An 11,478-nucleotide genomic window follows, 5' to 3' on the forward strand; every position below is an offset into this window, starting at 1 on the left:
CCCGACCTCCCCTGGATGAGTCTCGACCGAAGCTAGTAGCACTGTTCACTTCTGTCTAGACATTTCTGTACAGTGGGGGAGAAGTGCTGATTACACGCCGGACTTCCTGTCAGAGTTGAGCACTGGGGCGTGCTTTAATCGCATCAAACCAAGCCTGAGAGGCCACGTTTTCGGTAGGGATGCGCATCTTGATAACCCGGGCAAAGTCGACAAATACGAATGTCGAAATATCGGCCAGCGAAAAAGCCTTGCCGGCCACAAATGTGTTTTCTTGCAAACGCGTTTCAAGCAAATCAAAGAACCCACCAACCCGATCACGACCACGTTGCGCCAGTTCCGGTATCTGACTGTAGTTGACCGGACCGGGAATGGCGCGGTTCTCGAAGGCTGGGTGCGTATTACGCAGGGTTTCAGCAATAGGCGCTCCGCCTTGCTGCTCGACAATCGCGTTCCACATCAGAACCGCGCCTTTTTCATCTGCTGTCCGCCCCATCAGCTGGGGTTCCGGAAAGCGTGCCTCAAGATACGCTGCAATGCCGAGGTTTTCGGTCAGAACGGTTCCTTCGTCTGTTACCAGCACGGGGACCGTCGCCCTCGGGTTCACTGCCTTGAATGCGTCTGCCAGTTGCTCTCCCTTCGCGATCGAGATGTCGCGGGTCTCGATCTCAAGACCCTTTTCCGCAATGAACATTCGGGCGCGGCGCGGGCTTGGCGCGGTGGAGCAGTCGTAAAACAGCATTCGGGCAGTCCTTCCTGAGGCAACACGCCAGCAGGTTAGACCGACCGAGGACAATAGCGCGAGTCAGAGCCGAAGTGACCTAACGACAGATCAGCGCTGATAGATGAAACAACGCCCCTCGACTGCACCGTCAGGCAGCTCCAGCTCGGTCAGGCCATTGAAATACATCCGGTCACTGGACACCATCAGCCCGCCCGGCGCGAGAAGCGGCTCAATCAGAGGTGAGACAAAGCGGGCAAACGCGTCGTTCTTTTCGCGATTGTGCCCTCCAAGATCCGCATGGATCAAACTGGCCGTTGCCCCAAACCGCTCAACCGAAGCCGGCAGAGTCTCCCTCACATCACCCAGAATCACCTGTTCGTCAGGCGGAGTGGAATCCGGGTGAGAGGCGACCGCGCGTTCAAATACGTATACGGGGCGGCCCTGAATACGCTGCATCATGTGGTGATATGTGCGCCCATTGCCCAAGCCCAATTCAAACACCGGGCCGGACTGCCCCGCAGTTTGCGTGATGGCAAAATCCAGGCAGGCGCGTTGCGACACCATACGGTCAATAAACAGATCCAGGCGGCTTTGACTTTTGGACACGGGCTAAACCTCTTTTCATTCAATCGACACATAAACGGTGCCGAACGCGCACTTGATGACAAACTCTCAACACTTTGTGTAGTCGATCTGACCGGTATTTCGTGATTCCGCGACGTTTCTACCGAAGAAGGTGTTTGACTAGCCCGTCCCAACCGCGCGAAACTGCACAAAAAAGTCAGGGAGTTCAAAAAGCCGATGCCAATCCACGGCCAACCGGGTGGAAAACCCGCATGAATCCGTTGTTGTCCGTCCGGGATCTCAGCATCGGTTTTGGCGCGGGGGCCGACGTCGTTCAGAATGTCAGTTTCGATGTCGCTCCGGGGCAAACGCTTGCACTGGTGGGCGAATCCGGCTCGGGTAAGACAATCTCGTGCCGAGCGGCGCTGCGCATATTACCGCGGACGGCACAAATCCGTAGTGGTACAATCACCCTGAACGACTCCAAGGGAACGGCAGATCTGACCGCCATCACCGAGCGTCAGATGCGTTCCGTTCGTGGCGACAGAGTTTCAATGATCTTTCAGGAACCGATGAGATCGCTGTCGCCCTTGCATAAAATTGGGAACCAGGTGAGCGAAGTGCTGTGGTTGCACCGCGGCGCATCAGAGGCTCAGGCCCGAAAAGAGGTTCTGATCCAGTTTGAACGGGTCGGCTTTCCGGACCCGCAAAGAGCCTACGATTCCTATCCGTTCGAGCTGTCAGGAGGAATGCGGCAGCGCGCCATGATCGCTATGGCGATGGTCTCCAAGCCCGAACTGCTGATCGCGGACGAACCGACAACGGCTCTGGACGTGACCACACAGGCGCAGGTTCTGGGGCTGATCAAGGAGCTGCAAAGAGAAACTGGAATGGCCTTGATCCTGGTCACGCATGATCTGGGCGTCGTAGCCAATATGGCCGAGCACGTTGTGGTCATGCACAAGGGACGCGTGATGGAGGCAGGCCCTGCCGATCTCATCCTGAACGACCCGGCACATCCTTACACACAACAGCTGTTCGACGCCGCCCCTGAAATCCCGGACCAGGAAGCTGTGGGCCTGCCGATGCCGGACGAAGACCTGATCCTGCAGATGGCCGATGTTTCGAAAACCTACACAATGCGGTCAACCCGCGGCTGGAAGGCGGACAAGCTGATCCATGCCTGCCGGGGCGTGGATCTGAAGCTGGCGCGCGGCAAAACACTGGCGATTGTCGGTGAAAGCGGCTCGGGTAAAACAACGGCAGCGCGAATCGCGCTGGGGGCTGAACTGCCCGACCCAGGCGGCCAGGTTCTGTTCCGGACATCTGCCGACGAAGATCCCATCACCGTTCACCGGATGACGCGTACAGAGCGCACGGCCTTTCAGCGCAAGGCGCAAATGGTGTTTCAAGATCCTTACAGCTCGCTCAGCCCCCGAATGCGCATTCAGGACGCCATGACCGAACCGTTGGAGATTCATCGTATTGGTTCAATTGCCGAGCAACGGGACAAAGCCGGTGAAATGCTCAAACGGGTCGGGTTAAATGCCGACATGCTAAAACGCTATCCGCATGCCTTTTCTGGTGGTCAGCGGCAACGCTTGTCGATTGCACGCGCCATGATGCTGGACCCTGCGTTGATTGTCTGTGACGAGCCGACCTCGGCACTGGACGTTTCAGTACAAGAACAGATTCTAACCCTGCTCGAAGACCTGCAGGACAGTTTGAACCTGTCCTATCTCTTCATCTCTCACGACCTTGCCGTCGTGGCCCGCATCGCCGACGAAGTGGCGGTCATGCGTCAGGGGCTGGTGGTCGAACAGGCACCGCCCGAGACGCTTTTCTATAATCCTCGTCATCCCTACACCAAGGCCCTGATCGCTGCCCAGCCGGAACCCGATATCAACCGCCCGATCGACCTGAAACTGGTCGCTTTGGGTGCGGGTTCGCCAGACAGTTGGGAAGACGCCTTTCGTTTCTCGGACTCCGTGATACCCTCGCTTGTAGAAATGGAGCCCGGCCATAAGGTACGTTGCCATGTTTAAGACCACTCGACATTTGTTTTTGGGCTCGGTGCTGGCCCTAGCGGGAATGCTGCCCGCTACGGCAGAAGTCCCGACTAACCTGCAAGAAAGCGCGTTCTGGAAGTCCGAAGTCGAAAGCGGAAACCTGCCGCCCGCCGCTGAACGCGTCCCGCAGGACCCACTGATAATCGATCTGGCCGCCAAAGGACGCGCATTCGGGACGCCGGGCGGAACCTTGCGCACCATGGTCACGAGATCCAAGGACATCCGGCAGATGGTCGTCTATGGCTACGCACGCCTGGTGGGTTTCGACGCCAATTACGAAATCGTTCCGGACCTGTTGGCCTCAGTCGAAAACGAAGACAATCGAAAATTCACTTTGCATCTGCGCGAGGGCCACAAGTGGTCCGATGGTTCACCTTTTACGACCGAAGACTTCCGTTATTGGTGGGAGGATGTCGCAAATAACGAACTTCTTAGCCCCTCTGGCCCACCCGATTTCCTTCTTGTCGAAGGTAAACCGCCCGAAGTGACCTACCCGGATGAAAAAACAGTGATCTATCAGTGGGAGGATCCGAACCCGAACTTCCTGCAATCGCTGGCACAGGCCCGCCCGCCGTTTATCTACCGACCATCGGAGTTTCTCAAGCAGTACCACGAGAAATTCGCCGACAAGAAAGAGCTGGCCTATCATGTGGAGGATGCACGCGTCAAAAGCTGGGCCGCACTTCATAACAAACTGGATAACCTCTATAAATTCGACAACCACAATCTGCCGACGCTGCAACCTTGGCTGAACGCCAGCTCGGGTAAGAAAATCCGGCACAACTTTGTGCGCAATCCCTATTATCACCGCATCGACAGCAACGGCGTGCAACTTCCTTATATCGACGTTGTCGAGATGGAGATCGTAGCCGCAGGTCTGGTCGCAGCCAAAACAAACGCAGGCGAAAGCGATCTGCAAGGGCGCGGTCTGGCATTCCGCGACGCGTCGATCCTGAAAAAAGGTGAAACCCAGGGTGACTATAAGACGCTGCTTTGGAAAACAGGGGTCGCATCACAGATTGCCATCTACCCGAACCTGAATTTTGGGGATGAAGGCTGGCGCAATGTTCTGCGCGACGTGCGTGTCCGGCGCGCGCTGTCGCTGGCGATCGACCGCAAGACGATTAATCAGGCTCTGTATTTCAAGCTGGCGCAACCCGGTGCAATGTCAGTCCTGCCGGCATCGCCGTTCTACAACGAAGAGAACGCGCAAGCCTGGGCGCAATACGATATTGAGATGGCTAACGCCCTTCTGGATGAGGCCGGCCTGACCGAACGGAACAGGGACGGTATCCGAATGCTGCCCGACGGCCGCCCGATGGAACTGGTCGTTGAAACCGCGGGTGAGCGGCAGGAAGTCGAAAACGCCCTGCAGATCGTTACCGATAACTGGCGCGAGATCGGCGTCAAGCTCGTAATGCGTCCGCTGGATCGGGACATCCTTCGCAACCGCGTTTTTTCAGGCAGCACAATGGCTTCAGTCTGGTTTGGGTGGGACGACGGTATCCCGCAGTACCACACGTCCCCGGCCTATCTTGCCCCGACGGATCAGGTATTTTTGGCCTGGCCCAAATGGGGACAGTATTATCAGACCGGCGGCGACGCTGGCGAACCGCCTGACATGCCCGAGGCCGAACGCCTGATGGAACTGGCTCATTCCTGGGAAATCGCCACAACTGACGAGGAACGCAACGCCGTCTGGACAGAAATGTTGAAAATTCACGCCGACCAGCAATATGCCATTGGTATTCTGAACGGCGCCCCCCAACCGATCGTCGTATCGAACCGCCTGCGCAACGTTCCCGAACAAGCCATGTGGGCTTGGGAACCCGGTGCACATTTCGGTATTCACCGCCCGGACGAATTCTTTTTCGCCGACTGACAGGAGCAACTAAATGATCATGCTCCGCTATGCGGTGTATCGCTTTTTCACGATGCTGCTTACGCTGCTGGTGGTTTCAGTATTGGTCTTCGTGATCATCAACTTGCCGCCCGGCGACTACCTCAGCAACCAAATCGCAGAACTGCAGGCTTCGGGTCAATCCGCGGGCGTGGCCAAGGCCGAGTTCCTGCGTAAAGAATATGCCCTGGATCGACCAATGTGGGAACAGTACCTGGTCTGGGTGGGCTTCTGGCCAGGCCCTCATGGGTTTGAGGGGCTTTTGCAGGGCAACTACGGCTGGTCATTTGAATTTGACCGACCCGTGTCCGAGATCGTCGGTGATACGCTTTGGCTGACCGTCGTTGTCAATCTGGCCGCCATCCTGTTTGTCTATGCGGTTGCCCTGCCCCTTGGTGTCCTTGCCGCCGCACGGTCACGGACATGGATCGATTACACTTCGGCCTTTGTCGGCTACCTTGGGCTGGCCACGCCAAACTTTCTGCTGGCGCTGATCCTGTTCTACTACGGCCACCGTTATTTCAACCTGCCCATCGGCGGATTGATGGACCCGGTGTACGAAGGTCAGCCGATGAGCTGGGACAAGCTGAAATCCATTCTTGTCCACCTGATCGTGCCCACCTTCGTCATCGGCACATCTGGTGCGTCAGCGATGATGCAGCGCCTGCGGGCCAATATGCTGGATGAGCTGGGCAAACCTTACGTGGAAACCGCTATTGCCAAAGGCATGGCACCGTCCCGGATGCTGGCGAAATATCCGCTGCGCGTCGCTTTCAATCCGTTTGTCGCTGACATCGGCAATCTGCTGCCGTCGATGGTGTCGGGATCGGTGCTGGTGTCAGTTGTATTGGGGCTTCAGACCATCGGTCCGACTCTGCTAACCGCCCTCAAGACGCAGGATCAGTTCCTGTCCGCCTTCATTCTGATGTTCGTCGCATTGCTGACCCTGATTGGTACCATGATCTCGGACATCCTGCTGGTCATGCTCGACCCGCGCATTCGTTATGAGGGGCGCGAAGCATGACCCAACAACCCGACGGCCGCTATGTAGACGACGCCCCTTACGACCCGCAGGAAGCTCTGCAACAGCTCGAGCGCGCGGATTTGGATGCTCCCAACTGGGTGCTGGTCTGGCGCAAGTTCAGAACCCATAAGCTAGGGCTGATTTCAGGCATCTTTCTGCTGCTGTGCTATCTGATGCTGCCCTTCGCAGGGTTCATCGCGCCCTATGGTCCTAATGATCGGAACGGCGAACATCTTTATGCGCCGCCACAGTCGATCAACTGGTTCCACGATGGTGAATTCGTCGGCCCTTATGTCTACCCGATCGTGGCCGAGGCAGATCTTGAGACGTTCCAATGGAAATTTGTTCCCGATACTGAAGATCCCCGGCCGATCCGTTTCTTGTGCGAAGGGTCCGAATACAAACTGGCTGGTCTGATCCGCACGGATACCCATCTGTTCTGCGCCCCCGAAGGCGCAACGTTATTCCTGTGGGGGTCTGACAGGCTGGGCCGGGACGTGTTCAGTCGCATTCTTTACGGCGCGCAACTGTCACTGACAGTTGGTCTGATCGGTATCTCTGTCTCGTTTTTTCTGGGTATCCTGTTCGGATCCATAGCCGGGTATTTCGGCGGTAAGATCGACTGGGTGATCAACCGAGTGATCGAGATCCTGCGATCCTTACCGGAACTACCCCTGTGGTTGGCACTGTCCGCCGCCGTGCCTTCGAACTGGAGCCCGGTCGCAGTCTTCTTCATCATCTCAATCATCCTCGGCATCCTGGACTGGCCCGGCCTCGCCCGATCCGTACGCGCGAAATTCCTGTCCCTGCGAGAAGAGGAATACGTGCGCGCGGCCGAAATGATGGGGGCCAGTTCGGGCCGGGTAATCCGCAAGCATCTTCTGCCCAACTTCATGTCGCACCTGATCGCCTCGGCCACCTTGTCGATCCCGGCGATGATCCTGGGTGAAACGGCGCTCAGCTTCCTTGGCCTTGGCTTGCGCGCACCGGCCGTCAGTTGGGGTGTTATGCTGAACGACGCACAGAACCTGGCGTCGATCGAGATTTATCCGTGGACAGCAATCCCGATGCTGCCGATCATCGTCATCGTACTGGCCTTCAACTTCCTAGGTGACGGGCTGCGCGACAGTCTGGACCCCTATCAGCAATGAGCCTGCTGGCATCCCTCCCCGCCGCTGACACCTATGAGGTGAAGGGGACAGGAACACGCCCAAGCGCCTTTGCAGTGTCCGAGCTTGCCAGTGCCAGTTTCGCCACTGTCGGCCGGGAACTGGCACGCCTTTCGGTTGCCCTGAATTTGTCAGAGAAGCCGCCCAAAGTGACAGTTGATCACCGGCTCGCCTCGCTGTGGTTCGGATATTCGTTCAGACCGGACGGTTGGGACATGCCTAACCTCTGGGACACAGTCGCAGGTGACTACAAGGCATCAGACGGATGGATCCGACTCCACACCAATCTGCCGCATCACCGCGCCGCAGCTCTGAAGGTACTCGATGTAAAAGCCGACCGAAGCGCCGTTGGCGAAGCTGTTAAATCCTGGGCAATTGCTGAACTGGAAGCCGCAATCGCGGCTGAGGGAGGCGTTGCAGCAGCCATGCGCAGCCGGACCGAGTGGCTGGACCACCCGCAAGGTCGCGCGGTGGCGCGCGATCCGTTGATTGGGTGGCAGGGGCCGCGCAGCATCACGTTGCGTGAAAGGCCGCAAGCGACAGCTGAACGCCCCTTGGCTGGTCTGCGAGTACTTGATCTGACGCGCGTGCTGGCCGGACCCGTCGCCACCCGTACCTTGGCCGGGTTTGGTGCCGAAGTACTTCGCATAGATCCGCCCGGATGGGACGAGCCCGGCGTGATCCCGGATATCTCGCTTGGCAAGACATGCGCCTTTCTGGATCTGAAAACACCAGCCGGGCTGGATCGATTGAAAGACTTGCTGGCGCAGGCTGATGTTTTCGTCCACGGCTATCGGCCAGGCGCGCTCGACGCGCTCGGGCTGAGCAAGCCCCAACGGGATACACTGGCCCCCAACCGCGTTGAGGTGACGCTGGACGCCTATGGCTGGCAAGGCCCCTGGGCATCGCGGCGTGGTTTTGACAGCCTTGTCCAAATGAGCTCGGGGATAGCGGATGCCGGTCGCGACTGGGCAAAGACGGACAAACCGACCCCATTACCTGTTCAGGCGCTGGACCATGCCACCGGTTACCTGATGGCAGGTGCGGTTCTGTCGGCGCTGACCGAGGCCGCTTCGCACAGCACGGTGATGGATGCGCGTCTGTCGCTTGCCCGTACCGCTGAATTGCTTGCAAGCCTCGCCAAGACCGGCGCTGGCGACGACATCACGGATGCAAAACCTGAAGACTATACTAAGACAATTGAAGCGTCCGGCTGGGGTCCGGGCCACCGGCTGAAACCCGCGCTTAGCGTTGGAGGCGCAACCATGCGCTGGTCCTTGCCAGCGCCGAAAACAGGAACGTCAGACCCAGTCTGGCCATCGCAGGAAGACTGAGAACCCGCCGCGCGAAACGCGCGGCCCGGCCCAACGCTTTGACCGGCGTCTCATCAGAGACGCAAATCAAAGGGGCGGGAGAACCAATTTTAGCGGTCGTCCCCGCCCGGGCCGATATCGTCCAGATAATCCTCGTCAATCGCTGCCTGAACCGCGCCGGTTACCGCCTCGCGTTCCTTCGGTGTCAGGTCTTCGGTGTCCTTACCATCAGCCAGTCGTACTGTGACTTCGCGGTGCGCAAAGCGGATGCCTTCGCGTGCAAAGAGTTCGCGAATTTCCTGATAAACCTTCTTGCGCACAAGCCACTGATCACCCGGCTTGGTCATGAATTTGACCCGAATGATCATTGCCGAGTCCTGCATCTCGATAACACCCTGAGACTTCAGTGGCTGAATGAAGTTGTCTCCGATCACCGGATCACTCAGCAATTGCTGGCCCAACTTCTTGATCAGCTTGCGCACCTTCTCGACATCGGTGTCATACGTAACCCTCAGCGGCAGCTTCATGATTACCCAGTCACGAGAATAGTTGGTCAGCACCTTGATCTCGCCAAATGGGATGGTGTTCAGTGCGCCCAGATGGTGGCGCAGCTGGAAGGACCGAACCGAGATCTTCTCGACTGTCCCCTTCACATCCCCGATGTCGATATACTCCCCTTTTCGGAACGCATCATCCATAAGGAAGAACGCACCCGAGAAGATATCTCGCACCAACGTTTGTGAGCCGAAGCCAACGGCCAGACCCACAACGCCCGCACCCGCGAACAGCGGACTGACATTGATGCCCAGCTCCATCAGCACGATCAACGCCATGGTGACGACAACCACGGCAAGGATCGCGCCCCGGAACAGCGGCAGAAGAGTTGCTAAGCGGCTTTGCCCGCCTTCACCGCCTTCATCGCCCAGCTCGGCTTCACCGATTCCGTCATCGGATTCCTCGGCGATCTTGCTGTCGATCCAGATACGGAAGAAATGGAACAGGACGTACCCGATGAAGATGATCACCATCACATCCAATGCCCGTTCAACCGGCAAATCTTCGCTCCAGTCCGCGTCCGGATACCAGATCACCACAAGAGCATAGGCCCCAATGACAAAGGCCAGAATACCGGCCACCCGGCGGGCCAGATCCTCATAAGTCAGCAGATAGTGTTTTCTCTGCTCTGCCTCGGCGGATTCAACAACTTCGGTGTCTTGAAAGCTGTCTGGACCCTCAGCATTCATTTCCTCGATTTTGCGCGAGCGATCGAAGTAACGCTCCAGCATGTAGTTCATTGCCCCATATGCTATGACAACGGACATGAAGATGAGGTAGGTGCTGGCGATCAGCGGTATCGGCGTCGGATTTTCCAGCGCCAGATCAACCGCCAGTCGGAACCAACTGAACACGATATAGACGATCAGTGCCGGAGCCCAGCCAAACGAGACAACGCGCAGAATCCACGAGACCTGATCTGCAGAACGCCCACCCCGAATGGCATTCGAAATAGCGCGCGCATTGAACAGGATCATCAGAACATTACCCAGCGCACCAATCATCGTCAGAACGCCGTAAACCATGGCGTAGACGTTGTAGTTCAATCCAAAATCCGCCACCCAGGTCGCGAACAATACGACCGAGATATCATAAGTCGCCAAAGCTGACGCCCAGATATACAACCGTTTTGCATGGCCGTCCGAAAACGGAGGCAGGCGGTACTGGCTCAGATACGGAGACAGAACCATGCGCCACAGGTCAGAAACGGTGCGGGACAGAAAAAAGGCGGTGAAGATGGCAGTCACCGTGAACTGTATCGAAATGTCCTTTTCTGTTCCGACAAAGAACAACTCCCCAACGATGTATGCCAGCAGCATCGCAAACACCGTTGCGCCAACTCCCATGAGGAAACGGAACACCAGAAACGGCATTTTTTCGCGATAACCTTGGGGATTATCCTTGATACGCGACACCACATGTCGACGGGCGATGCGTTTTCCGTATATCTCAATCGACAGCCATCGCCCGATCATCAGGAACAGAATCGCCCAGAAGAATACCTCGACGTAAGTCATGATCCGCCCGTCCGGGCTTGTCTGGCGCAGAACGTACTGAACTTCGAAGATCGAGTAGGGTAAGGCCTGCAGGCGTGACTCGAGTGATGCGCGGAATTTCGAAAACTTCTCTTGCGCCTTCATCAGTTGCGAGCCATCTGCCATCGGATCGGAAGGTGCATCTTCCCCATCTCCACTGGCTTGCTGACCTGTAGAAGTGACCACCTGACCTGCACTGTCGATCACAATGACACTTGCGCCTGCCTCGGTGGCAGCACGGATCGCTGCCGACAGATCTCCTTCCGGTGTGGCGGAAGTCTCTTCCGTCGTGCCGGATGGATATCCCGGTATCAGCGACGTCTGCGCAGCCACCCCTTGTGCAAACCCCAGGGTTGCCAGCCAGAAAACCAGGATCACCCCGGCAAGAAAGTTTGTTTTCATAGTGTGTTGCATCCAGTTCGCAGGTAACGGCCAGATTACAGAAGCCGGTCAACCAGCACAATCTTCCGCAGAAATCTCGCGAAATCGTGTCGAGACCGGGTTCCTACCGCACGAGCGGGGATAATGTGTTTTCAACTCGCAGATTTTTGAATATGACTTTTTCTGATAGTCTGTGTGCGCTCGGCGAGGTTTAGGCGATCTCGGCAAGCCGCCTGCCGCCACGTGT

General features: G+C 57.3%; 8 protein-coding genes. 5 read left to right on the plus strand and 3 right to left on the minus strand.

Features of this window, described 5'->3' with window-relative positions:
- Positions 1 to 109: 109 nt before the first annotated feature.
- Complete coding sequence (locus tag AC2TCY_RS12495) at positions 110 to 739, minus strand: glutathione S-transferase family protein (protein ID WP_480847781.1); 630 nt, start codon at positions 737 to 739, stop codon at positions 110 to 112.
- A 90-nt stretch (positions 740 to 829) separates the two neighbouring features.
- On the minus strand, positions 830 to 1,327 hold the full coding sequence (locus AC2TCY_RS12500) for a class I SAM-dependent methyltransferase (protein WP_480847782.1): 498 nt from the start codon (positions 1,325 to 1,327) through the stop codon (positions 830 to 832).
- Between the two features lie 230 nt (positions 1,328 to 1,557).
- Between AC2TCY_RS12500 and AC2TCY_RS12505 the strand changes: the two genes are divergently transcribed.
- Genes AC2TCY_RS12505 through AC2TCY_RS12525 form a run of 5 tightly spaced genes read left to right on the plus strand, consistent with a single transcriptional unit; the run spans position 1,558 to position 8,781 of the window.
- The gene (locus AC2TCY_RS12505) at positions 1,558 to 3,330 is read left to right on the plus strand and encodes an ABC transporter ATP-binding protein (RefSeq protein WP_480847783.1); all 1,773 of its coding nucleotides are present in this window, start codon (positions 1,558 to 1,560) and stop codon (positions 3,328 to 3,330) included.
- Complete coding sequence (locus AC2TCY_RS12510; RefSeq protein WP_480847784.1) at positions 3,323 to 5,236, plus strand: ABC transporter substrate-binding protein; 1,914 nt, start codon at positions 3,323 to 3,325, stop codon at positions 5,234 to 5,236. Before AC2TCY_RS12505 ends, AC2TCY_RS12510 begins: the two co-directional genes overlap by 8 nt.
- Positions 5,237 to 5,249: 13 nt before the next feature.
- Positions 5,250 to 6,278 carry an ABC transporter permease gene (locus tag AC2TCY_RS12515; protein WP_480847785.1) on the plus strand — a complete coding sequence of 343 codons (1,029 nt, stop codon included), beginning with the start codon at positions 5,250 to 5,252 and terminating at the stop codon, positions 6,276 to 6,278.
- Positions 6,275 to 7,429: an ABC transporter permease gene (locus tag AC2TCY_RS12520; protein WP_480847786.1), complete on the plus strand. Its 1,155-nt coding sequence runs from the start codon at positions 6,275 to 6,277 to the stop codon at positions 7,427 to 7,429. Before AC2TCY_RS12515 ends, AC2TCY_RS12520 begins: the two co-directional genes overlap by 4 nt.
- Positions 7,426 to 8,781 carry a CoA transferase gene (locus AC2TCY_RS12525; RefSeq protein WP_480847787.1) on the plus strand — a complete coding sequence of 452 codons (1,356 nt, stop codon included), beginning with the start codon at positions 7,426 to 7,428 and terminating at the stop codon, positions 8,779 to 8,781. The genes AC2TCY_RS12520 and AC2TCY_RS12525 overlap by 4 nt, the downstream gene beginning before the upstream one ends.
- A gap of 89 nt (positions 8,782 to 8,870) precedes the next feature.
- On the opposite strand, the gene AC2TCY_RS12530 is transcribed toward AC2TCY_RS12525, so the two are convergent.
- Positions 8,871 to 11,252 carry a mechanosensitive ion channel domain-containing protein gene (locus AC2TCY_RS12530; RefSeq protein ID WP_480847788.1) on the minus strand — a complete coding sequence of 794 codons (2,382 nt, stop codon included), beginning with the start codon at positions 11,250 to 11,252 and terminating at the stop codon, positions 8,871 to 8,873.
- Positions 11,253 to 11,478: the final 226 nt, after the last annotated feature.

This window comes from Ruegeria sp. HKCCD7181 (genome assembly GCF_057221055.1).